At 70.1% G+C, this 22653-nt stretch carries 24 protein-coding genes and 1 tRNA gene; 14 read left to right on the top strand and 11 right to left on the bottom strand.

Features of this window, described 5'->3' with window-relative positions; genetic code table 11:
* Positions 1–43: 43 nt before the first annotated feature.
* Positions 44–481, bottom strand: a complete 438-nt coding sequence (locus tag E1200_RS14910) for a lamin tail domain-containing protein (protein ID WP_243708570.1) — start codon at positions 479–481, stop codon at positions 44–46.
* A 130-nt stretch (positions 482–611) separates the two neighbouring features.
* Positions 612–1133 carry a CBS domain-containing protein gene (locus E1200_RS14905; RefSeq protein WP_131952558.1) on the bottom strand — a complete coding sequence of 174 codons (522 nt, stop codon included), beginning with the start codon at positions 1131–1133 and terminating at the stop codon, positions 612–614.
* Positions 1134–1296: 163 nt separating this feature from the next.
* Between E1200_RS14905 and E1200_RS14900 the strand changes: the two genes are divergently transcribed.
* From E1200_RS14900 to E1200_RS14885, 4 genes are all read left to right on the top strand, one after another.
* On the top strand, positions 1297–2181 hold the full coding sequence (locus E1200_RS14900; RefSeq protein WP_131952557.1) for a universal stress protein: 885 nt from the start codon (positions 1297–1299) through the stop codon (positions 2179–2181).
* Positions 2182–2402: 221 nt separating this feature from the next.
* Positions 2403–2966, top strand: a complete 564-nt coding sequence (locus E1200_RS14895; protein ID WP_131952556.1) for a DoxX family membrane protein — start codon at positions 2403–2405, stop codon at positions 2964–2966.
* A 160-nt stretch (positions 2967–3126) separates the two neighbouring features.
* Positions 3127–3540 carry an OsmC family protein gene (locus E1200_RS14890; protein ID WP_131952555.1) on the top strand — a complete coding sequence of 138 codons (414 nt, stop codon included), beginning with the start codon at positions 3127–3129 and terminating at the stop codon, positions 3538–3540.
* 62 nt (positions 3541–3602) lie between these two features.
* Positions 3603–4076 carry a Crp/Fnr family transcriptional regulator gene (locus tag E1200_RS14885; RefSeq protein ID WP_207933354.1) on the top strand — a complete coding sequence of 158 codons (474 nt, stop codon included), beginning with the start codon at positions 3603–3605 and terminating at the stop codon, positions 4074–4076.
* Positions 4077–4101: 25 nt separating this feature from the next.
* On the opposite strand, the gene E1200_RS14880 is transcribed toward E1200_RS14885, so the two are convergent.
* Positions 4102–5466, bottom strand: a complete 1365-nt coding sequence (locus E1200_RS14880; RefSeq protein ID WP_131952561.1) for a wax ester/triacylglycerol synthase family O-acyltransferase — start codon at positions 5464–5466, stop codon at positions 4102–4104.
* 211 nt (positions 5467–5677) lie between these two features.
* Between E1200_RS14880 and E1200_RS14875 the strand changes: the two genes are divergently transcribed.
* Complete coding sequence (locus E1200_RS14875) at positions 5678–6688, top strand: hypothetical protein (protein ID WP_131952554.1); 1011 nt, start codon at positions 5678–5680, stop codon at positions 6686–6688.
* A gap of 93 nt (positions 6689–6781) precedes the next feature.
* Here the strand turns inward: E1200_RS14875 and E1200_RS14870 are convergent, their stop codons facing one another.
* Positions 6782–8254 (bottom strand): SulP family inorganic anion transporter, encoded by a 1473-nt coding sequence (locus E1200_RS14870; protein ID WP_243708569.1) that lies wholly within the window; start codon positions 8252–8254, stop codon positions 6782–6784.
* A 625-nt stretch (positions 8255–8879) separates the two neighbouring features.
* On the opposite strand from E1200_RS14870, the gene E1200_RS14865 reads away from it, so the two are divergent.
* From E1200_RS14865 to E1200_RS14855, 3 genes are all read left to right on the top strand, one after another.
* Complete coding sequence (locus tag E1200_RS14865; RefSeq protein WP_131952553.1) at positions 8880–9599, top strand: spermidine synthase; 720 nt, start codon at positions 8880–8882, stop codon at positions 9597–9599.
* Between the two features lie 243 nt (positions 9600–9842).
* Positions 9843–10247 carry a MerR family transcriptional regulator gene (locus E1200_RS14860; protein WP_131952552.1) on the top strand — a complete coding sequence of 135 codons (405 nt, stop codon included), beginning with the start codon at positions 9843–9845 and terminating at the stop codon, positions 10245–10247.
* A 220-nt stretch (positions 10248–10467) separates the two neighbouring features.
* Positions 10468–10923 (top strand): TerB family tellurite resistance protein, encoded by a 456-nt coding sequence (locus tag E1200_RS14855; RefSeq protein ID WP_131952551.1) that lies wholly within the window; start codon positions 10468–10470, stop codon positions 10921–10923.
* A gap of 125 nt (positions 10924–11048) precedes the next feature.
* On the opposite strand, the gene E1200_RS14850 is transcribed toward E1200_RS14855, so the two are convergent.
* The 4 genes from E1200_RS14850 to E1200_RS14835 all read right to left on the bottom strand — a co-directional run bounded on the left by E1200_RS14850 (position 11049) and on the right by E1200_RS14835 (position 14322).
* Positions 11049–12026 carry a sporulation protein gene (locus E1200_RS14850; RefSeq protein ID WP_131952550.1) on the bottom strand — a complete coding sequence of 326 codons (978 nt, stop codon included), beginning with the start codon at positions 12024–12026 and terminating at the stop codon, positions 11049–11051.
* A gap of 105 nt (positions 12027–12131) precedes the next feature.
* Complete coding sequence (locus E1200_RS14845) at positions 12132–13025, bottom strand: M56 family metallopeptidase (protein ID WP_131952549.1); 894 nt, start codon at positions 13023–13025, stop codon at positions 12132–12134.
* Positions 13022–13396, bottom strand: a complete 375-nt coding sequence (locus tag E1200_RS14840; RefSeq protein ID WP_131952548.1) for a BlaI/MecI/CopY family transcriptional regulator — start codon at positions 13394–13396, stop codon at positions 13022–13024. Before E1200_RS14840 ends, E1200_RS14845 begins: the two co-directional genes overlap by 4 nt.
* Positions 13397–13401: 5 nt before the next feature.
* The gene (locus E1200_RS14835) at positions 13402–14322 is read right to left on the bottom strand and encodes a cation diffusion facilitator family transporter (protein WP_131952547.1); all 921 of its coding nucleotides are present in this window, start codon (positions 14320–14322) and stop codon (positions 13402–13404) included.
* Positions 14323–14642: 320 nt separating this feature from the next.
* Between E1200_RS14835 and E1200_RS14830 the strand changes: the two genes are divergently transcribed.
* Entirely contained in the window at positions 14643–15086 is a 444-nt protein-coding gene (locus E1200_RS14830; protein ID WP_131952546.1) for a PPOX class F420-dependent oxidoreductase, read from the top strand.
* Between the two features lie 64 nt (positions 15087–15150).
* Here the strand turns inward: E1200_RS14830 and E1200_RS14825 are convergent, their stop codons facing one another.
* Both E1200_RS14825 and E1200_RS14820 read right to left on the bottom strand, forming a co-directional pair.
* Entirely contained in the window at positions 15151–15981 is an 831-nt protein-coding gene (locus E1200_RS14825) for a hypothetical protein (protein ID WP_243708568.1), read from the bottom strand.
* Between the two features lie 625 nt (positions 15982–16606).
* Positions 16607–16677 (bottom strand) — tRNA-Gly (locus tag E1200_RS14820).
* A gap of 80 nt (positions 16678–16757) precedes the next feature.
* On the opposite strand from E1200_RS14820, the gene dcd reads away from it, so the two are divergent.
* The 4 genes from dcd (at position 16758) to E1200_RS14800 (ending at position 20668) form a co-directional block, all read left to right on the top strand.
* Positions 16758–17333, top strand: a complete 576-nt coding sequence (gene dcd / locus E1200_RS14815; protein ID WP_131952544.1) for a dCTP deaminase — start codon at positions 16758–16760, stop codon at positions 17331–17333.
* A 202-nt stretch (positions 17334–17535) separates the two neighbouring features.
* On the top strand, positions 17536–18789 hold the full coding sequence (locus tag E1200_RS14810) for a glycine betaine/L-proline ABC transporter ATP-binding protein (RefSeq protein ID WP_131952543.1): 1254 nt from the start codon (positions 17536–17538) through the stop codon (positions 18787–18789).
* The gene (locus E1200_RS14805; protein ID WP_243708567.1) at positions 18773–19729 is read left to right on the top strand and encodes an ABC transporter permease subunit; all 957 of its coding nucleotides are present in this window, start codon (positions 18773–18775) and stop codon (positions 19727–19729) included. The genes E1200_RS14810 and E1200_RS14805 overlap by 17 nt, the downstream gene beginning before the upstream one ends.
* 45 nt (positions 19730–19774) lie before the next feature.
* The gene (locus tag E1200_RS14800; RefSeq protein ID WP_131952542.1) at positions 19775–20668 is read left to right on the top strand and encodes a glycine betaine ABC transporter substrate-binding protein; all 894 of its coding nucleotides are present in this window, start codon (positions 19775–19777) and stop codon (positions 20666–20668) included.
* Between the two features lie 79 nt (positions 20669–20747).
* Here the strand turns inward: E1200_RS14800 and E1200_RS14795 are convergent, their stop codons facing one another.
* Positions 20748–21491, bottom strand: a complete 744-nt coding sequence (locus E1200_RS14795) for a ZIP family metal transporter (RefSeq protein WP_131952541.1) — start codon at positions 21489–21491, stop codon at positions 20748–20750.
* Between the two features lie 224 nt (positions 21492–21715).
* Between E1200_RS14795 and E1200_RS14790 the strand changes: the two genes are divergently transcribed.
* Positions 21716–22653: AfsR/SARP family transcriptional regulator (locus tag E1200_RS14790; RefSeq protein ID WP_207933353.1), on the top strand; the 938-nt coding region annotated here is incomplete at its 3' end.

Raw genomic sequence — 22653 nt, 5'->3', positions numbered from 1 at the left:
GCGACAACCGTCCCCGCCCGGGCGGGTGGGGACGGCCGGCGGGTCAGCAGTACTTCGAGGAGCCCTTGCTCGTCCAGGAGCAGGAGTCGGCTCGCTTGCCGTTCGGGTAGAGCAGGTAGGCCGTGTCGCCCGTGTTGTTCCAGACGTACGCCTTCCGGCCCCAGTACCGGTGCGTCGCGTTGTTCGAGCCCCGGCCGGTGTGGACGTACACGCTCTTGCGGCCCTTCAGCTGGAACCACCCGAACGTGTAGGTGTAGCCCGTCTTGTCGCGGAGCTTCACGCCCTTCAGCTGCCGCGTCTTCGTCGTGCGGTTGTAGAGCTGCACCCATTCGCCGTTCAGCGACTTGTTGGACCGGGTGTCCTTGCCCGGCGAGTCGAAGTACACCCGGTAGATCTGCACCGGGGACGCGGCCTCCGCCGGGGCCGCCATCAGGCCGAGCGCCGTGGCCGCCGCTGCGGCGGTCGCAAGAATCCTCTTCACCAATTGCCTCCCGTGTCGGTGAGGCACCAGTTTTATCGGCTCTCGGGCGGACATTTCCGGGGTTGACCAGTGCTGACCGGGACGGGTCGGCCGGTCAACCGACCGCCTTGATCAGACGTCCGGGCCGGGCTCAGTCGGGCCCCATGCGGCCGCGGTTCGGGCGGGCCGGGACGCCGCTCGGCAGCACTGGCTCGATGCGGTACAGGGACGGCATGCCCGAGGTGCGCGGCGCGATGTCGTGTTCCACGCCGGCGAGGGCGGAGAGGATGTCGCGGGCGGTGATCAGGCCGACGAGGACGCCGTAGCCGTTCGTCACCGGGACGTGGTCCGCGTCCGCCTCCAGCATCGCGCTCGCCACGTCGGCGATCGCGGCCGACGGCCGCACCGCCGTCGGCGGCCGGTGCGGCAGGAGCGCGGTCACCGGCCGACGGGCCTCGCGCGGGGCGGCGGAGTTCCAGGTCGCGGCGAGGGTCTGCGCGTCCACGACGCCGAGGAACCCGCCCTCGTCGTCGACGACCGGCAGGTGGTGCACCTCGGCCTTGCACATCAGCTCCCAGGCCATCAGCACCGACTCGGACGCGGCGATGGTGAGCAGGTCCCTGGTCATCACATCGGCGGCGGTGCGCCGCTCCAGCGGCGGATGCGTGCTCATGTCCACTCCTCAGGCTCGCTGCCCCTCCTACCTTCACCGAACCGCAGCCCGCGCCGCCCGCGGCAGGGTCGAAGGTCCCTCCACAGGCGGACGCACGCCACTGCCGCCCGCGCCCATGCCGGACGAGCGTGGGGGTACGGCGGAGACAGGGAGGTGGGACGTGATGGACGGACGGCACGTGCTCGTGGGCTACGACGGCTCCCGCGCCTCGGACCGGGCGGTGCGCTGGGCGGCCACCGAGGCTTCCTTGCGGGGCGTGCCGCTGCACGTCTGCCACGCGTGGAACTGGCCCTATCCGCAGCGTCCCGGGGACCGCGACGCGATGGAAATCGTCCAGGGCATGGCGGCCCTGACCCTTGGCGACGGCGTCCGGCTCGCGCAGGAGACCGTGCCCGGCCTGGAGGTGCGGCCGGTGCTGCTGAAGGGCACGCCGTCCGGGGCACTGCTCGGCGCGGCGGTGAACGCGTCGCTGATCGTCGTCGGCAGCCGCGGGGCGGGCGGCTTCGACCGGCTGCCGCTCGGCTCGACCGCGGTGCACGTCCCGGCGCACGCGAACCGCCCGGTGGTCGTGGTCCCCGCCCGCCTGCGGGCCGACCCCGCCAGGCGGATCGTCGTCGGCGTGGACGGCTCGCCGGCCAGCGTCGCCGCGCTGCGGTTCGCCCTCCGGGAGGCCAGGCTCCGGGACGCCTCGGTCACGCTGGTGTGCGCATGGTGGGACCCCGCGTCGCTGCCCGGCCCGGAGCGGCTCCCCTACGCCGACCCGGAGGCCATCAAGGAACGGGTCCGGGCGCGGTTCGCCAGCGCCGTCGGGCCGGAGCTCGTCGACTTTCCCGACATCGCCGTCCAGGACATGTTCGTCAAGGAACGCGCGCGCCGCGCCCTCGTCGACCTCGCCGCCGACGCGATGCTCCTCGTCGTCGGCGACCGCGGGATGGGAACGTCCCCGACGACCCTCCTCGGCGCCGTGACTCGCGCCGTCCTCCACGAGGCCCCCGGTCCGATCGCAGTCGTCCACGAACACGACCAGCACGCGACCCCGGACCAATAGCCCCGACGCGCGGACGTCCCAGCCCAACCCGCTCGCCCCCCGTTGACTTGCGGCGTGTTGTTGTTATCCGGCGCTCCATAACAACAACACGCCGCAAGTCAACGAAAGCGGTGGGGACCTTGGTCCCGGTGGGCGTGGCCCTACGGTCCTATGGCGGCGGACGGCGCGGCGGTTGACTCATAGGTGAAGCGGAAAGGCCGAGCGAGAGAAGGCGAAAGGCCATGGCAGTCAGCGAGCACAAGACCCGCAAAGGGCAGAGCACCATCATCCGGGTGGTGACCCCCGCCCCCCTCACCGAGTCGCCCGCGGCACGCTACGTCTGGGCCGTGACCCGGATCGCGCTGGGCTGGATCTTCGCCTGGGCCTTCATCGACAAGCTGTTCGGCCTCGGCTACGCCACCCCCGCCGGCAAGGCGTGGATCGACGGCGCCAGCCCCACCGAGGGCTTCCTGGCCAACGCCCCCAAGGGCCCGTTCGCCGGCCTCTACAACGACCTGGCGGGAGCGGCCTGGGCCGACTGGCTCTTCATGATCGGCCTCGCCGGCATCGGCGCCGCGCTCATCCTGGGCATCGCGATCCGGATCGCCGCCGCCAGCGGCGCCCTCCTCCTGGTCCTGATGTGGACGGCCGTCCTGCCCCCGGAGAACAACCCCTTCATGGACGACCACCTCATCTACGCCCTCGTCCTCGCCGGACTCGCCCTCGTCAAGGCCGGCGACACCCTGGGGCTGGGCCGCTGGTGGAGCAACACCGCACTGGCCCAGAGGTTCCCCATCCTCAAGTGACCGACCGAGACGGGAAGGACGCCCACCGCCCGGTGGGCGTCCTTTCGTTGTATGACCTGTCGCCCTCGCTGAAGGGGACCTTCGGCTCTTAATCGCGGGGCGCGCATGGCGGAGGCTGAAGGTGGAGAAGCGGAGATCGGCTCGCACCGGAGGTGTCGCCATGAGTCAGATGACGGTCATTCATCGAGAGAACGACGCCTTCGCCGTAGTGGTCCGGGGACACATCGTCCACGTCGACCAGCCGTACTCCGCCGGCGGCACGGACGAGGGGCCCACACCGGTCGAGCTGTTCGTCGCGTCCCTCGCGGCCTGCGCGGCGCACTACGCCCGCCGGTACCTGGTGCGGCACGGCCTGCCCGCGGACGGGCTCGAGGTCACCGCCGACTACGCGATGAGCGTGAGCGACCCGGCGCGGGTGTCGCGGATCGGGCTGCGGGTGCGGCCGCCGATCCCGCTGGCGAGCGCGAAGACCGCGGAGCTGCGGCGGGTCGTGGAGGGGTGCACGGTGCACAACTCCATCCTCGACGCCCCGCGGATCGGCCTGGAGATCGAAAGCCCGGCCAAGGCCGCATAGCAAGGCCGCGTAGCAGGGCCGGCCTCGGGCGGGACGGCGCGAGATCTTGAGGGAGTGAGTCGATGAGCACGGTGACCGCGGCCGACCTGGCCCGCGAGCCGTTCCTGAACGGGATGCGGCGCGCCGACCTGACGAAGCTGGCCAAGACGGCCCGCCGCGTCGAGTTTCCGGCGGGGCGGCGCATCGTCAACGAGTCCGACGCGGCGGAGCGGTTCTGGCTCGTCCAGGACGGGACCGTGGCCCTGGACCTGTGCCCGCCCGGCGGCGAACCGGTCGTCGTGGACACCTTCGGCCCCGGCTCCGTGCTGGGCTGGTCGTGGCTGTTCCGTCCGCACCGGTGGCGGTTCGGGGGCTTCGCGCAGACGCCGGTCCGGGCGATCGAGTTCGACGGGCGGCTGGTGCGGACCCTCTCCGCCGTGGACCCGTCGCTCGGCTACGAGCTGACGCGCCGCTTCGCCGAGCTCGTCGTGGAGCGGCTGGAAGCGACCCAGACGCGGCTGCTGGAGGCATCCCTCGACGACGCCCCCGTCCCGTAACCGGAATCCTCGGCCGCCCAGACCGTCACTCGGTCTGGGCGGCCTCCTTGAGCAGTTCGTCGATCCCCTCGCGGATTCCCGCCGAGAGGGTCTCAAGGTCGGGGACGGCCTCATGGTCGCCGGTGAGCCCGAACGCCAGGCCGCCGTCGTAGGAGACGATGCCGACCGAGATGCGCGCGCCCGCCGCGATCGGGATGTAGGGGTCGAGCTCCAGCATCCGGCGTCCCATGGCGTAGAGCGGGATCGGCGGGCCCGGCACGTTCGTCACGATCGTGTGGATGAGCGGCTGGCGCCGCCGCAGCGCCGCGCGGGCGGCCGCGGCCAGCAGGCCCGGCGCGGCACCGGCCAGCCGGACGAAGGAGTCGAGGCCGGCGGCCTGGTCGCCGCTCTTCAGGTCGTCCATCTGCGCGCGGACGAGTTCCAGCCGGCGCAGCGGGTCGGGCTCCCCGCACGGCAGGTCGACGGACACCGCCGACACCCGGTTGGACGGGACGCCGCGCTCGTCGGACGACCGCACGGACACCGGCACCATCGCCCGGACGTACGACTTCTCGTCCAGAATGCCGCGGGCGTCGAGCAGGTCGCGGAACCCGCGCGCCGTGGCGGCCAGCGCCACATCGTTGACCGACCCGCCGAACGCGCGCCGGATGCGGCCGATCTCGTCCAGCCCGGCATGGGCCCGGGACCAGCGGCGGCGCTGCCCGGTCGGGCCGTTGAGCGAGGAGGCCCCGAGCCCGGCCAGCCGCGCCGCGTACCCGGGGATCGCGCCCGCGACGGCGGCGGAGTCGCGCAGCGCGGGCAGGAACAGCCGGGTCGCCTGCCGCTCGAAGCCGCGCATCCTGTCCGCGATGCCGCCGCGCAGGACGGCCCACGCGGGCGGCTCCGGGTCGGGCGTCCACACGTGCGGCCGCGCGGGCGGCCGGCCGGGCTCGATGTCGAACAGCGCGCCCAGCAGGTCGATGCCGGCGATGCCGTCCACCATGCAGTGGTGCACCTTGGCGATGAGGGCCCAGCGGTCGTCCGCCAGCCCTTCGACCAGCCACACCTCCCACGGGGAGCGGGTGAGGTCGAGGGGACGGCTCAAAATGGTCTGCGCCAGGTCGCGGAGGTCTTCGGGGTCGCCGGGCTCCTCGGCCGCCGTCCGCAGGACGTGGTCCTCGATGGCGAAACGCCGGTCGTCCACCCAGATCGGATGGGCGAGGTTGAACGGGACGGTCCGGACGCGCTGCAGGCAGCGCGGCGCGAGCCGGAGCCGGTTGAAGACGTGGTGCACCAGATCCCGGTACTCGGGCGCCGGGCCCTCGAAGACCGTCACCGTGCCGATCTGCAGCGGCGTCGCGTCGTTCTCGGCGAAGTACATGCCGGCGTCGAGCGCGTTCATCCGTTCCATGGCCCACCGTTCCCGAAGAGATTCCATCTCAAGCCAACTCCTCGCCGGCCGCCGTCCCCAGCGGGCGTTGGCCCCGCACTCGGGGGACAAAGGTCCTTTCAACCCGCTACCAGGTCAAAGGTCCTGACATAGGGGACTTTGGACGGGCTGTCGGTGCGGCCTCCCCCCGGCACGCTGAAGGTGCCGGACACTCACGGCTGGAGGCACCGAAATGATCGAAGCCAAGCAGTTCGCGGCGAAGCCCCGGGAGACCAGCGAACGCCCCGACCTGGCGGCACGCTTCGTCGTGCGGGCCGCGATCCAGGCACCGTCCATCCACAACACCCAGCCGTGGAGGTTCATCGACCGTCCCGCCGGACTGGAACTCTGGGCCGACCGGGCACGACTGCTGCCGATCACCGACAACGCCGGCCGCGAGATGGCGATCAGCTGCGGCGCGGCCCTGTTCAACGCCCGGCTGGCCGTCCGCCGCCTCGGCTTCACCGCGCGGGTCCGGCTGCTGCCCGACCCGGCGCACCCCGACCTGCTGGCCCGGATCACCTGGGGGACGAGGACGGCGGCGCGGCCCTACGAGGAGCGGCTGTACCGCGCGATCTCCCACCGGCACACGCACCGCGGCCCGTTCCTGTCGACCCCGCTGCCGGCCATGCTGCCGGCAGTCCTGGCCGGCATCGCCCGCCACGAGGGGGCCGACCTCCGGCTGATCTCCGGCACCGACCAGCTCCGCCGGCTGGCCGAACACGTCCAGGCCGCCGAGGCGATCCAGCTGGCCGACGCCCGCATCGCCGACGAGCTGCTGGACTGGGCGATCCCCCCGCACAGCCGCCGCCGAGACGGACTCGCCCCCGACTCCTTCCCGGCCCTGCCGGACGGCCTGGAGTTCCCCTCCCGCGAGTTCTTCGCCCCGACGCCCCGGGCCCTCCGCCACCACGGCCCGCAGGCCGGAAACCTCGGGACGGTGGCCCTGCTGACCACCCGGGAAGACCGGCGAGTGGACTGGCTGCAGGCCGGGCAAGCCCTCCAGCACGTCCTCCTGCACGCGACGACGGTGCACGTGAGCGCGGCCTTCCACACGCAGCCTTTGGAACTGCCCTACCTGCGCGCGGCGGTACGCCGGGACCTCGTCTCCGGACACCCCCAGATGGTGCTGCGCCTGGGCCACGCCCCAAGAACCGCACGCACCCGCCGACGCCCCGTCACGAACGTCCTCCTCGGCGAGTAACCCCTCGGAGGCCCTTCGCCTTCGAGCGGAAACTCGCCTCCCTACTCGCGTCCGACGTACGGGTGGCCTGCTCTACCGATTCCCCGCGACCGGTCAGTGGCTTCCGGCGAGTTCGCCGCTGAGGGCGTCGTGCATGCGGGCGCTGTCGCCGTTGAGGCCGACGATCTCGACGGTCTTCCCGCGCTTCTCGTACTTGGTGGCGATGGCGTCGAGGGCGGCGACGGTGGACGCGTCCCAGATGTGGGCGTCGGTCAGGTCGATGACCACGTGGGCGGGGTCCCCGGCGTAGTCGAACTGGTAGACGAGGTCGTTGCTGGAGGCGAAGAACAGCTCGCCGGTGACCGCGTACACGACCTGGCCGCCCTCGGGGTCGGTGACCGCGGAGACGTTGACCAGCCGGGCGACATGGCGGGCGAAGACGACCATGGCGGTGATCGAGCCGACCACCACGCCGATGGCGAGGTTGTGGGTGGCGACGACCGTCACGACCGTGACCAGCATGACGATGATCTCGCCGCGCGGCATCCGCCTGAGGGTCGCGGGGGCGACCGAGTGCCAGTCGAACGTGCCGAACGCCACCAGGATCATGACGGCCACGAGCGCCGCCATCGGGATGTCGGACACGATCGGGCCGAACGCGATGCACAGCACCATCAGGAACGTTCCCGCCAGGAAGGTCGAGAGGCGGGTGCGGGCGCCGTTCTTGACGTTGATCATCGTCTGGCCGATCATCGCGCAGCCGCCCATCCCGCCGAAGAACCCGGTGACGATGTTGGCGACGCCCTGGCCGATCGACTCGCGGGTCTTGTTGGAGTGGGTGTCGGTGATGTCGTCGACGAGTTTTGCCGTCATCAGCGACTCCATCAGCCCCACCAGCGCGAGCGCCAGCGCGTACGGGGCGATGAGCGTGAGCGTGCCGAGCGTGAACGGCACGTCGGGCAGGCCGGGGACGGGCAGCGAGGACGGCAGCGCGCCCTTGTCCCCGACGGTCGGCACGGCGATGCCGGCGCCGATGGTCAGCGCGGTCAGGGCGATGATGGAGACCAGCGGCGCCGGGACGGCCTTGGTGATCCTCGGGAAGAACACCATCAGCGCGAGCGCTCCGGCGACGAGGGGGTAGACGGGCCAGGGGACGTCCCGCAGCTCGGGTACCTGCGCCATGAAGATCAGGATGGCCAGGGAGTTGACGAACCCGACCATCACCGACCGGGGCGCGAACCGCATCAGCCGCGCGACGCCCGCGGCGCCGAGAGCGATCTGGAAGAGTCCGCCGAGAATGACCGCGGCGATCAGGTACCCCAGCCCGTGCTCACGCGCCAGCGGCGCCACCACCAGTGCGATGGCTCCGGTGGCGGCCGAGATCATGGCGGGACGTCCGCCGACGATCGCGATCGTGACGGCCATGGTGAACGACGCGAACAGCCCGACCCGCGGGTCGACCCCCGCGATGATCGAGAACGAGATCGCCTCGGGGATCAGCGCCAGCGCCACGACCAGGCCCGACAGGACCTCGGTCCGCAGCAGCTTCACGGTGATCGGCTGCGACGGCGTGAACGACGTCTTCAAGCGGCTCGCCAGAACGGCAGGCAGAGACACAGAACTCCAGACATGAGATCAGCGCGCACCAAGACGGTGCGTCGAGCACAGGAAGTGACGGCCCCCGGCCACGCCGCCGGGGGGATGAGGGGGCGAACCGCCTGACGCAGCGGCGCGTCAGGCCATGCGCGGGTCGGACGTCACATCGGACGTCCAGCAGTCACCAGCACGCGAACTTCCCCCGAATCCCAGCCGCTTCGGACGGTCGCCGACCCGATGCACGGCGGCCTTGGCACGCGGATCGATCCGCGGCGACCCGACTCTAACGTAACGGGAGAGTCTCCTGGGCCGACAAGAAGCCACGGGGCGGCGGGAGAGACGATACTCACACCACCATCGCAAGGCGTCGGGCGCTTCGTCCCCCGCCACGGCCCTATCCGCCACACCGCCACCGACCTGCAGAGCCGACCAGGGGTGCGACCGCCGTGTCACCCTCCCCTTACGAAAGGGTATATTCCGAACGCGAAGCGTGTCGCAGTGTGCTGCACTCCGCCGGCGCCCTCCGGTTCCGCAGCGGATCGGCGACAACGGCGCGGTCGAAACCGGCCAGGGCGGCGACCGCCATCACTCATCCACTCAACGGGAACGGAACGCGATGAGCGCACTCTTCGAGGAACTCGTCTGGTGTTCGACGGCCATGGGCGCCCTCAGCCTGCGCCGGCGCCGAGACCCGTCTCTGCGGGTGGACGTCTACGAGATCAAGCTCGATGACGACTTCCTCATGTCGAGCCTGTGGACGGTCGGCGAGACCGAACTCGCCCGGCTCGGCCTGTCCGAAGCGCTGGGGACCGACCTCGACGTCCTCGTCGGGGGTCTCGGGCTGGGCTTCACCGCCGACGCCGTCCTGGACGAGCCGCGGGTACGTTCGCTGGTCGTGGTGGAGTCCCTCGCCGACGTGATCGACTGGCATCACGCCAGGCTGGTCCCCCTCGGCAAACGGCTGACCCTCGACGAGCGCTGCCACCTGGTGCACGGCGACTTCTTCTCCATGGCCTCCGCACCGACAACGCTGGACGAGTGGACGCCCGACGGCCGCTTCCACGCGGTTCTGCTCGACATCGACCACTCGCCGCGTCACGTCCTCAACCCCGCGCACGCAGCCTTCTACCGGGACGAGCCGCTGAGCCGCCTGGCCAACCGCATCCATCCCGGCGGCGTCTTCGCGCTGTGGTCGAACGAGCCTCCCGACGACCAGTTCACCGCCGTCCTCCGCCACACCTTCGCCGATGCGACGGCGCACGTCGTGGAGTTCCCCGACCACATCCAGGGCGGCACCTCCACGAACACCGTCTACGTCGCACGCACCCCCGGTTGAGCAGCCTGCGCCCACCCGTGCCGGCCTCGGACGAAGCGACTCGGACCTCTCGACCGCTTCCCGAAGCCCGGCGTCACTGAAGCGGCCGTTCACGGAAGCCGGCTCCGTCAGACCACCCCCGTCCAGGTGGCCACGGCAGGACGCGGCTCCGACCGCATCATGAGGCGGAAGATGGCAAGCTTGACCAACGAAAAGGATCACTCGTCCCCGGCGGGGCAGGCCGGGGGCGTCAGGAGGAACCCGATGGACGGCAGGCACATGCAGATCGGTGAGGTCGCCGACCGGACCGGCCTGAGCCTGCGCACCATCCGCCACTACGAAGAGGTCGGCCTCGCCCTCCCCACGGCCCGCTCCCAAGGCGGCTTCCGCCTCTACACCGAGGACGCCGTCGCACGCCTCCTGGTCATCAAGCGCATGAAGCCGCTCGGTTTCACCCTTGAGGAGATGCGCGACCTGCTGGACATCCTGGATCAACTCCAGTCCGGCGCCCCGGACCAGCCGACCCACACCGACCTCACCAAGCGCCTCAACGTGTACCGCTCCCTGGTCGAGGAACGCTGCGAGAAGATTCGCACCCGCCTGGCCGACGCCGAGCAGTTCTCCGCCGAACTCTCCACCGAACTACGCAAACACCGCTCAGCGGGGTGACGCGCCGAGCACCCGGACCGTAGGGCGCCACTCGCGGGGCGCGGTGGAACGGATGGACGGGCCGGACCGTTCGAGAAGGTGGACGCCTGCGGAAACGAGGGCGGACGCCGTCCGCAGGCAACCGGACTCCTGTGCGGCCACCGCGAAGGCAGGCTCTACTACACTTGTGGTAGATCATGCCGGAGTTCGATACGGCGGCCGACCGAAAGGGAGTCTCCCGATGGCCTTCTGGGACAAGTTGCGCGAGTCCTCTCAGACCATGCAGACCCAGCTGATGGCGAAGAAGAACGACCTCAAGAGCGGCGCCTTCCGGGACGCGAGCATGGCGATGTGCGCACTGGTGGCCGCCGCCGACGGCTCGGTCGACCCGAGCGAACGGCAGCGGACCGCGGCGCTGATCGCGTCCAACGAGGTCCTGCAGAACTTCCAGGCCGATGACCTCCAGCGCCGGTTCAACGGCTACGTCGACAAGCTCACCGCCGACTTCGCCTTCGGCAAGGTCAGCGTCCTCCAGGACATCGGCAAGGTGAAGAAGAAGCCCGCCGAGGCCCGCGCCGTCATCCAGATCGGCATCATCATCGGCGGCGCCGACGGGAACTTCGACGACAGCGAGAAGGCCGTCGTCCGCGAGGCGTGCCACGCCGTGGGGCTGCCGCCCGCCGAGTTCGAACTCTGACCGCGCCCGCCCGGCACGCCCCGGCACCGGGGACCCGCCGCCGCGCGCCGACGAGGGTCGCCCTCGTGCCGCGCGGGCGGCGGCGGTCCGGCTGACCGGCGGCCCGCCGGTCCTCGTCCGGCCGGTCAGTCCTCGTCGCCCTCGTCGTCTTCGAAGACCTCCTCGAAGACCTCTTCGGCGATTTCACCGGCGACCATGCCGCCGACGACCCCGGCGGCGACGCCCGCGGCACCGGCGGCGGCCACCGTGCCCCAGCCCGGACCGCCGCGCCCGCCGTGCCCGTGGTGGTCCTCATACGAGCCGTGCCCGCCGGGATGGAAGGCGGCGCCGTGCCGGTCGGCCACGGCGTGCAGCCAGCCGGAGATCTCCGCCGCCCAGTCCAGTTGCAGGGCCTCCGCATGGCTCACCTGGAACCGGCCGAACGCGTCGCCCCCGGAGGTGAACAGGCCGCCGCGCTTGTCGGCCTCCAGCACGACGGCCAGCCCGTGCGGGCTCGCGACGAACGTCAGCTCCACCTCGTTGACCCGCCCCTGGTGCTCCGGCGGCGGGTAGAACTCGATCTCCTGGTAGAACGGCAGCTCCTGGTGGACGCCCGCGATGCGGCCGTACTCGACGTCGGCGCTCTTGAAGGCGAAACCCAGCTCGGCGAAGGCGTCCAGCACCCGCTGCTGCGACGGCGCCGGCCCCACCGCGACCTGGTCGAGATCGCCCTTGTCGACGGCCTTGGCGACCGCGAGCTCGGTGCGCACTCCCATCACCATGCCGTGCAGATGCTGCCCGTACACCTCGGTCAGCGGCGTCTCCCACGGCACGTCCAGCTCGAACGCGATGACCCTGTCCGCTTCCCGGGGCAGCGTGAACGGACCTGACACGTCCACCCGGTGGAACTCCATGCCGCCCGCCTGCTCGTGATCAGCGCCCTCCACCTCGACCCTGGTGACCAGGGACAGGCTGATCCGCTGGATCTCCACGTCGTAGTCGGCGGCCTTGATGCGCACCTCACCGGCGAGCCGCTCCCCCGGCCGGCACGACGGGACGGCCAGCACCGTGTCCACCGACGGGCCGCCCACCCCGAAGGTCCCCAGCATCCGTTTGAACACCACGTCGCCCTCTCATCGCTCGTTGGTTTCCCACCGAATGCTACTACGGCTGTAGTAGATCGTCCGGAGGCGAGGGCAGTCGGGAAGAGCGGCGCGAGCGACCGTTCGTCAGCCCAGGGCCAGCAACGGCAGGAGGCCGGCCGCGGCGGCGGCGTGGTCGAGTTGCAGGGTCGCGCCGGTCAGCGAACTGGTGACGAAGCCGTTGCCCATGAACAGCAGCGGACCCGTGACCGCATTCCTGTCCGGAGGCATGCCCAGCAGCGCCTGGACGCGCTGGACGACCCCCGACTCCGCGAAGGGGGCGGCCGGTCCGGTGGACAAGGGCTGGGCGAGAGCGGCCTTGGCGATGGTGCGGGCGACGAAGGCGCGGTCCCCGACCGCCTCGGCCGCCTCTTCGTCCGCCCACCGCTCGACCGAGAGCCGCAGCCGCTCGTGCAACGGCCTGAGCGGCGGCAGGACCGCGGCGACCAGGGCACCGCACGCCGTGTAGCGGTGGTGGCGGTGCCGCAGGTGAGAAGCCTCGTGCTGGAACACCACGTGGAGTTCTTCGGCCGTGAACCCGCGCAGCATGCCCTGCGACAGCAGCACCCCGCCGTGCCGGCCGGGAACCGCCACGGCGATCGGGATGTCGGTCTCCAGTAATTCCCGGGTCTGCTCCTGGGCGATCCGCAATTCCGCCATCCAGCCGACGGCGGTCCTGCCGATGACCAGCAACCCGGCGGCGGTCAGCAGCACCGCGGGAACGCCCACCACGTCCGGGACCGGCCGGTCGTCCCCGAACAGCGCCCATTCGGGGACGCGCGCGGCGGCGGCCGGAGCCAGCGTCGCCGCGTAATTGATCGACACGAAGACGCCGGTGCCGAGCGCGGCCACGACCGTCATCGCGCAAGTGGTGGCCAGCAGCCGCGCCGACCAGCACGGATGCAGCCGCAACGGCACCCGCCCGAGCACCGTGCCCAAGGTCAGCATGATGACCAGCGGCACAACGGTGAACCAGCTCACTCGCGCTCTCCCGGGCCTTCGAGCATCTCGCGCAGGTGGCGCGCCTCCTCGCTGCTGAGCGTCCGGACGAACCGGTTCAGCACGCTCACCGGATCGCTCGCATGCCGCAGATGCTCGTGCATCCGGTCCGCCACCAGCTCGGACTCGTCCACGGCGAGCCGGTAGTGGTAGTGCCGCCCCGCCCGGGTCCGGGTGACGAGCCCCTTCTCGTGCAGGCGGTGGAGGATGGTGTTCACGGTCGTGTAGGCAAGTTCGCCGTCCAGCCGTTCCACCAGCTCGGCCGTCCTGGCCGAGCCGCCGAGCCCCGCGAGCGCGGCGAGAACCTCGGCCTCCAGTTGCCCCAGCGGCCTGCGCGATGGATTCCGGGTCACCGGCCTCACCCCTTCGTGCGCAGGACGTCGGGCTCCAGATAGATCAGCCGCGCGATCGGTACCGCCGCGCGGATGCGCGCCTCGGCATCGTTGATCGCCTCAGCCACCTCCCGGGCATCGTCCTGCAGATCCACCGCGATCTTGGCGGCGACCAGCAGCTCGTCCGGCCCGAGGTGCATGGTGCGCATGTGGATCACCGAGGGGACGTCCCGGCTCCGCACGATCGCGTCCCGGATCGCCCGCACCTGCTCGGCGGAGGCCGACTCACCGATCAGCAGGCTCTTCATCTCGACGGCCAGCACGATCGCGATGGCCGTCAGCAGGACGCCGATCGCCGCCGTGCCGATGCCGTCCCACACGCCGTTCCCGGTGACCAGCGTCAGGCTGACCCCGGCCAGCGCGAACACCAGGCCGGCCAGCGCGCCCGCGTCCTCCAGCAGGATGACCGGCAGCTCGGGCGACTTCGACCGCCGGACGAACTGCACCCACCCCGCCTTGCCGCGGCTCCGGTTGGACTCGATGACCGCCGTACGCAGCGCCATCGACTCCAGCACGATCGCCACCAGCAGCACCACGATCGGCACCCACTGCCACTCGGTGATCCCGTGCGGGTCCCCGATCTTGTGCCACGCCTCGTACAGCGCGAACAGCCCACCCAAGCTGAACAGCACGATCGCCACGATGAACGCGTAGATGTAGCGTTCGCGCCCGTACCCGAACGGATGCTCCTCGGTCGCGTCCCGCCGGGCGCGCCTCCCGCCGACCAGCAGCAGCGCCTGATTGCTGGAATCGGCCACCGAGTGGATCGCCTCGGCCAGCATCGACGACGAACCCGTCAGCAGGAACGCCACGAACTTCGTGACCGCGATCCCCAGATTCGCGAACAGCGCGGTGACGACGGCCTTCGTACTTCCCTCGGCGCTCACACGCTCCCCCTGCCCCCTCAGGCCGCCCGCCAGCCGTTCGGCGCACCGGAGGACATCTAACTACACCTGTAGCAGAGCACCGGCCTCATTGCGGCATATCCGTCCTGCCCAGTTCGCGCCCACATCAGCACCGTGAGAAACCCTACGGACGACAGGCACATGGATCCTGTTCGCCTCACGGGCCCGTGGGATCGGATGCGGGACTCGTCGAGGTAGGACTCGTGCGCCCCTACGTCGACGCTGTCCACGCCCGATGCACACGATCAACTCCCTGCCACCTCTCTTGACCTCAACTTTGGTCGAGGTAGCAGCCTTGCGGCATGACATTCACCGCCGCGGAGATCGCGTACCTTGCCGGGCATTCTCTCGGACGTCTGGCAACCATCGGGGCGGACGGAGCTCCGCAGATCCAACCGGTTGCCTTCTGGATGAACGCAGACACCGGAACCATCGACATCGGCGGGCCGGCGTTGACCAGCAGCCAGAAGTTTCGCAACGTCCAAGCCGATCCGCGAGTGTCCTTCGTCGTTGACGATCACTCCGAGACGCCCAATCCACTCGGCCAGACGGGGCGGGGTATCGAGGTGCGCGGGGAGGTGGAGATCGTGGTCCTTGACCCGCCCCTCATCGAGCCGTTTTCCAACGAAACACTCCGCATCCACCCGCGCCGAATCATCACCTGGAACGTCGAGAAAATCGGCCCAGCCGCACCCGAACGGCTACCGCACCTGCAAGGCTACAATTCCCGCAACATATCCCATTAAGGCCACACCTCTTCGTGCCACCTTGGACGGTGCGACCAACTTTTCAACTGAGGACGAGAAGCCCTTATTGCATGCTTATCTGGTGCGGATGGTCGTGGGAAACTGGGCAAGTGAAGATCCACAGGCCGTAGCCTCGGCCGATTGTGATGTTGGTGGGGCCGCTGAGGTGGGGAAGGCGGTGGAACTGCTCGGCCGCTTCGATCTCGATGTCCTCGAACGGTTGCCAAGTGCGGTTGCCGTCCCATTCGGAACCGTGGATGCGCAGCAGGAGTTCAAGGTCGGCGCCGCACTCGCAGATCATGGGGTAGGGATCGGTGAGGTGCCAGGAGGACCAACCGCCGACCTTCATTCCGGAGGCGATCGACAGGTCCTGGTAGCTGTGGCCGGTCTCCTGGCCCCACTCTGTCAACCTGCGGTCCAGGTCAGCGGGCAGAAAGTCGGCGTACTGATACTCGACGATCTGCTCCGGATACAGGACGCATGGGTCGGGCAGGTAGGTGTCGTACTCCATCAGTTCCGGTTCGGGCTGTGCATCGAGCGCGACGGTGACCTCGTCCGCCCGGCGCCACCGCAGGATCACCGCCGGGCACGACAGGTCGTCGTGGTCCCACGGACACCACAGCACCTGCAGCAGATCGGCGTGCAGTGGCGGTGCCAGGTCAGGGATGTCACGTGCGTACAGTTGCGCGAAGGCCAGGAAGGGCACCGGCCCGTCCGGCGGTGAGGGCGGCTCGTTGTCATCCAGGCGTTTCAGCTCCGCCCGCTGCTCCGGGGTGAAGTCCGCGCCGGAGCCGAGCGGAATCCGCCCCCAAGCCTCCGCGAGGACCTTGCGACGACGGCGTTCGTGGTCGAGCCGCTCGACCGGCCCGTAGGGGTCGTGCTCTTGCGTGCACATCGGCCAAGGTTCCTCGGCCGGCCACAACAGCGGGCCGCCAATCGAGCTTTCCCGTACTCCCGGCGAGCCGGGCCGCGGATGAAGCCGCGTTGCCGTCCGCGCGTAGCGAGACAGTTCAGGGAAAACGGCGACAAGGTCGACGGGCCGAGGCGGCGTGGTCCGAGTCATACGGGGAGCCTAGACGCTTGGTCTGACGGCGGAACTGGAGCTGACAACCGAACGAATTCGGGCTGCCAAACCGGCTCGGGCGGCGGCTGCGGCGCCGGGGTGGAGTGTGCAGCGCCGCTATGACGAAGCGCTGCCCATGCTGCGCGTGTACCTCCCGACGCCTGGTGCCTGGGACGAAAGCGTCCGGGCCGGCTGGTCGTACCGATAGCCATGACAACGAGCGGACGGCGCTGCGCTACCAACACAGGTCGGGGCCAAGGGTGACCGCATGATCGCCGATGGCCTTGATGCCCTCGTGCGGGAGGAGCGGGACCAGGACGACGAGGGGGACGACGGCGCGGCCGGGGCGCTGGTGCCGGTGGCCTGATGGCCCGCTGATGGCCCGCTGGTGATGGCAAGCAGAAACGATCAAGGCCCAGTGTCGGGGATCATGTCCCTGACCTGGGCCTTTGCGGTGAGCGGGTGACGGGAATCGAACCCGCGCTGTCAGCTTGGGAAGCTGAAGTTCTGCCATTGAACTACACCCGCGTGCGGGAGGCTGGTGGGCCTCCTTGCTGGGGACACTGTACCGGATCGTGGGTGCGGGTTGGGTGGGATAGTTTTCTGGCGTGCTGCTCTCCGATCGTGACATCAGGGCCGAGCTCGAGTCTGGGCGTGTGAAGATCGACCCGTATGAGCCGGGGATGGTTCAGCCGTCCAGTGTGGACGTCCGGCTGGACCGGTGGTTCCGGGTGTTCGAGAACCACCGGTATCCGCACATCGACCCCTCGGTGGAGCAGCCGGATCTGACGCGGCTGCTGGAGGTGGACGCCGAGGAGGCGTTCGTGCTGCATCCCGGGGAGTTCGTGCTCGCGTCGACGTACGAGGTGTTCGCGTTGCCGGACGATCTCGCGGCGCGGCTTGAGGGGAAGTCCAGTCTGGGGCGGCTGGGGCTGCTCACGCACTCGACGGCGGGATGGATCGATCCCGGGTTCTCGGGGCACGTGACGCTGGAGCTGTCGAACGTGGCGACGCTGCCGATCAAGTTGTGGCCCGGGATGAAGATCGGGCAGATGTGTCTGTTCCGGACGAGCTCGCCGGCGGAGTACCCGTACGGGGCGGAGCGGTACGGGTCGCGGTACCAGGACCAGCGGGGGCCCACGCCGTCGCGCTCCTACCTCAACTTTCACCGGACGAAGGTGTAAGACGTGCCCGGTTCGTGACCTGAATGTGACGGAAAGCACCAAAAGATGAAACATGTTCTCTGAACGGGTAGTTTCGGGCGACGCACTGGTTTGGCGTCTGGTAGGCGGCCTCTTTGTGTGAGGCCGTCCCGTCCGGGCGCCTGGACGGATAGCGCGACCCGTTTCCGCGCCACGATCGGCCGTGGGAACCCGAAAGGAGATCGTGTCAGTACTCCGCGCGGAAAGCGTCACGAAGCTCTTCGGCCGTAAGGCGGCCGAGGCACAACGGAAGCTCAAGGCGGGCGCCGGTCTCCAGGAGGTCCGTGCTCTCGGGGTGACCCCGGCGGTGGTGGACGCCACGTTCGAGGTCAGCGAGGGTGAGATCTTCGTGGTCATGGGCCTGTCGGGGTCCGGGAAGTCCACGCTGATCCGGATGCTGAACGGGCTGCTCCCGGTCACGTCCGGGAGCGTCGAGATCGACGGCCAGGACATCGCGAAGCTGTCGCCGAAGGCGCTGCGGACGGTGCGGCAAGACAAGATCAGTATGGTCTTTCAGCACTTTGCGCTCTTCCCCCACCGGACGGTTCTGGCGAATGCCGCGTACGCGCTCGAGGTCCGCGGTGTGCCGAAGGAAGAACGGGAGAAGACGGCCCGGGAGTTCCTCGCACTGGTCGGTCTCGAAGGCTGGGAGGACAAAGTCCCGGGGCAGTTGTCGGGCGGTATGAAGCAGCGCGTCGGACTCGCCCGAGCGCTCGCGTCCGGCACTCCGCTGATCCTGATGGACGAGGCGTTCAGCGCCCTGGACCCGCTCATCCGGCGGGAGGTCCAGGACCTGCTGCTGGATCTGCAGGGCCGGTTCGGCAAGACGATCGTCTTCATCACGCACGACCTGAACGAGGCCATGCGCATCGGTGACCGCATCGCGGTGATGCGCGAGGGCCGGATCGTGCAGATCGGGACGGCCGAGGAGATCCTCACCGATCCCGCCAACGACTACGTCGCGCAGTTCGTGGCGGACGTGGACCGTACCAGGGTGCTCACGGCGTCCTCGGTCATGGAGAAACCGCTGGTCACGGTACTGTCCACGACGGGCCCCCGGACGGCGCTGCGCACGATGCGCGAGCACCAGACGTCGGCGGCCTTCGTGATCGGTCGGGACCGGAAGCTGGTCGGACGGGTCCGCGCCACGGTGATCGCCGACGCGGTGCAGGACAACGTCGCGACGCTCGACGGGCTGATCGACCCCGAGGACCCGGCGCCCGTGTCGCCCGACACTCCGGTCGCGGACCTGTTCGTCCGGTGCGCGGAGAGCGACCTGCCGGTACCGGTCGCGGACGAGGACGGCACACTGGTCGGCGTGATCCCGCGGGTGACGCTGCTGGCTGCGCTCGGGGCGATCAACACGCACATCGACGAGGTCGTCGAAGAGGAGCCGGAGCTGGCGCTGACGAAGGAGGGCAGTGGCGTTGACGAGTGACGTTCTCGCGATGGAGCTGCCCCGGGTGCCGGTCGGCGAGTGGTTCGACGGCCTGGTGGGCTGGTGCACCGACAACCTCGGGTGGCTGTTCGACGGGATCGGATCGGCGATCGAGACGTCGGTGGACGCGCTCACGAGCGTGCTGACGGGCCCGCCGGTGATCGTCCTGACGCTGCTGCTGGCGCTGCTCGCGCTGCTGGTGAGCGGCTGGAAGCTCAGCGTGTTCACGATCCTCGGCTTCGCGCTCATCGAGAGCATGGAGCTGTGGGAGGACTCGATGGACTCCCTGGCCCTGGTGCTCGTGGCGGCGGTGGTGTCGACGGCGCTGTCGGTGCCGATCGGCATCGCGGCGGCGCGCAGCGACGTGGTGAGCCGGATGGTGCGGCCCGTCCTGGACTTCATGCAGACGATGCCGGCGTTCGTGTACCTGATCCCGGCGATCTTCTTCTTCAGCATCGGGGCGGTGCCGGGCGTGGTCGCCACGGTGATCTTCTCGATGCCGCCGGGGGTGCGGCTGACCGAGCTCGGCATCCGCGGCGTCGACCCGGAGATGGTCGAGGCGGGCGAGGCGTTCGGCACGCCGCCGAACCGGATCCTCACCCGGATCCAGATCCCGCTCGCCATGCCGTCGATCATGGCCGGTATCAACCAGCTGATCATGCTGGCGCTGTCGATGGTCGTCATCGCGGGCATGGTCGGCGCGGGCGGCCTCGGCGGGGTGGTGCTGGAGGGCATCAACCGGGTGGACATCGCCACGGGCTTCGAGGGCGGAATCGCGGTCGTCATCCTCGCCATCTACCTGGACCGCCTCACCGGCGCCCTGGGCCACGGCCCGGGCATGCTTCGCGCGCTGTTCGCGCGCGGCAGGAACGGCCGCGGGACGGCCACCCCCGGCGCGGCGGCCCCCGCGGCCGACCGGGAGGCCGAGCCCGTCGGCTGACTCACCGCTCCCCCAGCTCAAATGCATGACTACGAAAGGACGGGAATGCGCTTCAAGTTCAAGGGTCTGGCCGTCGCGGCCATGTCGCTGACACTGGCGTTGACCGCCGCGGGATGCGGTGACTCCGACTCGGGCTCCGGCGGGGGCGAAACCGACAAGAACATCACCATCGGCATGATGCCGGGCTGGCCCGAGGGCGAGGCGGCGACGCAGCTGTGGAAGCGGCTGCTGACCGACAAGGGGTACGACGTCGAGATCAAGTCGATCGACGCCGGGCCGCTGTACGCGGGCATGTCGAAGGGCGACATCGACCTGTTCCTCGATGCCTGGCTGCCGGGCACCCACGAGGACTACTGGAAGCAGTACGGCGACAAGCTGGAGAAGGTCAGCGCCTGGTACGACTCGGCGCCGCTGACCATCACGGTGCCGGCGTACTCGCCGCTGAAGTCGCTTGAGGACCTCAAGGGCAAGGGCGACCAGTACGACGGCAAGATCATCGGCATCGAGAAGAGCTCCGGCCTGTACCGGGTGTCGAAGAACGACATGCTCCCCGCGTACGACCTGAAGGACGAGTACACGATCACGACGTCCTCGTCGGTGGCCATGCTCACCGAGCTGGACAAGGCCATCAACGCCAAGGAGGACATCATCGTCACCCTCTGGCGGCCGCACTGGGCGTACAGCAAGTACGAACTCCGGGACCTGGAGGACCCGAAGGGCGCGATGGGCAAGCCGGACGGCATCTACACCGTCGCCCGTGAGGGCTTCTCCGAGGACCAGCAGGACGTCACCGGCTGGCTCAAGAAGTTCAAGCTGACCGACGAGCAGCTCGGGTCGCTCGAAGACCTGATGGAGAACAAGCACAAGGGCAAGCCCGACCAGGCCGTGGACGAGTGGCTGAAGGCCAACCCCGAGTACGCGCAGTCGATGACGGGTTGATCTCCTTCGGGAACGTTCGTTCCTGAGGCGACGGAGGGCCGTCCGGGTGTTCCCCGGGCGGCCCTCCGCCTTTGGTGCCTCAGTGGGCCAGCGAGACGATGAACAGCACGATCGCCAGGCCGAGGCCGGTGGCGCACAGGGTCATCACACGCGGGTGGACGCTGTGGGCCTCCGGCAGGATCTCGGCGGCGGCCAGGTAGAGCAGGACACCGGCGAAGCTCCCGAGGTAGGGGCCGAGGACGGCGTCGGGCACCCGCACGACCGTGCCGAGCGCGGCCCCGGCGATGGGGGCGGTGGCGTTGGCGAACAGCAGCACCACGGCGGGCCGCCGGTCGGCGCGGTTGAGCGACGCGGCGGTGACGGTGTTGAACCCGTCGGCGAACTTGTGCACGATCACGGCGAGGGCGACGAAGAGCCCCGCCTCGGTCCCGGCCTGGAAGCCGATGCCGATGCTGACGCCGTCCATGAGGCTGTGCAGGACGAGCGCGCACGCGGTGACCAGTCCCGCGGAGCCGCCGCCGTGCGCGTGGGCGTGCTCGTGCGGGGCGTACTCGTGCTCGTGGGCGCGGTGCACCGCCACGGCCTGCTCCACGACGTGCAGCAGCAGGAACCCGGCCGCGAAGCCGATCATGGGGGCGGGGACGCCGAACGGGGAGTGCCGGGTCAGCTCCAGCGACTCGGGGATCAGGTCGAACGCGACGATGCCAAGCATCAGGCCGCCGGCCAGCCCGAGGACGAGGTGCCGGTTGTCGCGCACCCGCATCGCCGCCAGGCCGCCGGCGAGGGTCGTCAGGAACGCGAGGAGGGTTACGAGCACGACCATCCCTGCGTCTTACCAGGGCGATCCCGCGACAATCCTTAGTCGGCGTTCTGACACGCCGCCGGCAGACTCTTTTGTGACTTCGCCTTGTCCATCAAGAGGACGAATCCGGACATCGCTCCCGGAACGCGGCTAAGGCCGCTCTGGGTATGCTGCGATCACCGCGGTGGGGGTGCGGGCCTCCGCGGCGCGCCGGAAAGGGCGGCGCTTCTGGACGGTGAGCGGAGGTGGTCACGCTGCCGGATGGAACCTCGTCACTGCGCTTCGAGATCCTGGGCCGGCCGTCCGCGTGGCGGGACGGAAGGGAGCTCGACCTCGGACCCGGCAAGCAACGGGCGGTGCTCGCCGTACTGCTGCTGTCACCGAACCGGCCCGTCCCGACCCCCTCGATCGTGTCGGCGGTGTGGGGGGACGAGCCGCCCGACAACGGCGCGAACGTCGTCCAGAAGTACGTGGCGGGGCTGCGGCGCGTCCTCGAACCCGACCGCTCGCCACGCGCCCCGGGCCGCCTGCTGACGTTGAGCGGCGCGGGATACGCGCTGCACGTCCCGCCGGGCGGCCTGGACGCCGAGGTCTTCCAGGAGCAGGTGAAGGCGGCGCTGGGCATCCGCGCCGCCGGGGACGCGGAGCTGGCGGCGACCCGGTTGCGGGAGGCGCTGCTGCTCTGGCGCGGCACCGCGCTGGCCGGGCTCACCGGGTCGTTCTTCGACGCGGCGCGAGAGCGGCTCGACGAGGAGCGCGCGGCGGCGCTGGAGGCGTCCGCCGAAATCGGTCTGGACCTGGGGGAGCACGCCCGGCTGGTCCCCGAGCTGATCCGGCTGGTCGGCGAATTCCCGCTCCGGGAGGGGCTGCGGTACCTGCTGATGCTGGCGCTGTACCGGTGCGGCAGGCAGGCCGAGGCCCTGGCCGCCTACCGGGACGCGCGCGACTTCTTCACCGAGGAGTTCGGCGTCGAACCCGGCGAACGGCTCCATAACCTGCACGTCGGCATCCTGCGCGCCGACCCCGCCCTCGCGTTACCCGCGGCGGACGAGCCGCGCGACACGGTCCCTCCGCCGCGCGAGCCACCGGCCCGAGAACCACCGGTTCCGGAACCCGCGCGGGTCCTGCCGGTACCGTCCGGCGGTGTTCCCGGCCCGCGCTTGGCCGACGCTCCCCTGATGCC

The organism is Actinomadura sp. GC306 (genome assembly GCF_004348665.1).
Taxonomy (GTDB): domain Bacteria; phylum Actinomycetota; class Actinomycetes; order Streptosporangiales; family Streptosporangiaceae; genus Spirillospora.
Note: the sequence above shows the minus strand (reverse complement) of the source record. Positions and strands in the feature narration are given on the sequence as shown.

Bases quoted from the DNA above. Each gene is read 5' to 3' on its own strand.
- E1200_RS14905 (WP_131952558.1), bottom strand. From the start codon at position 1,133: ATGAGCACGCATCCGCCGCTGGAGCGGCGCACCGCCGCCGATGTGATG.
- E1200_RS14900 (WP_131952557.1), top strand. From the start codon at position 1,297: ATGGACGGACGGCACGTGCTCGTGGGCTACGACGGCTCCCGCGCCTCG.
- E1200_RS14895 (WP_131952556.1), top strand. From the start codon at position 2,403: ATGGCAGTCAGCGAGCACAAGACCCGCAAAGGGCAGAGCACCATCATC.
- E1200_RS14890 (WP_131952555.1), top strand. From the start codon at position 3,127: ATGAGTCAGATGACGGTCATTCATCGAGAGAACGACGCCTTCGCCGTA.
- E1200_RS14885 (WP_207933354.1), top strand. From the start codon at position 3,603: ATGAGCACGGTGACCGCGGCCGACCTGGCCCGCGAGCCGTTCCTGAAC.
- E1200_RS14880 (WP_131952561.1), bottom strand. From the start codon at position 5,466: ATGGAACGGATGAACGCGCTCGACGCCGGCATGTACTTCGCCGAGAAC.
- E1200_RS14875 (WP_131952554.1), top strand. From the start codon at position 5,678: ATGATCGAAGCCAAGCAGTTCGCGGCGAAGCCCCGGGAGACCAGCGAA.
- E1200_RS14865 (WP_131952553.1), top strand. From the start codon at position 8,880: ATGAGCGCACTCTTCGAGGAACTCGTCTGGTGTTCGACGGCCATGGGC.
- E1200_RS14860 (WP_131952552.1), top strand. From the start codon at position 9,843: ATGGACGGCAGGCACATGCAGATCGGTGAGGTCGCCGACCGGACCGGC.
- E1200_RS14855 (WP_131952551.1), top strand. From the start codon at position 10,468: ATGGCCTTCTGGGACAAGTTGCGCGAGTCCTCTCAGACCATGCAGACC.
- E1200_RS14830 (WP_131952546.1), top strand. From the start codon at position 14,643: ATGACATTCACCGCCGCGGAGATCGCGTACCTTGCCGGGCATTCTCTC.
- E1200_RS14825 (WP_243708568.1), bottom strand. From the start codon at position 15,981: ATGTGCACGCAAGAGCACGACCCCTACGGGCCGGTCGAGCGGCTCGAC.
- E1200_RS14800 (WP_131952542.1), top strand. From the start codon at position 19,775: ATGCGCTTCAAGTTCAAGGGTCTGGCCGTCGCGGCCATGTCGCTGACA.
- E1200_RS14795 (WP_131952541.1), bottom strand. From the start codon at position 21,491: ATGGTCGTGCTCGTAACCCTCCTCGCGTTCCTGACGACCCTCGCCGGC.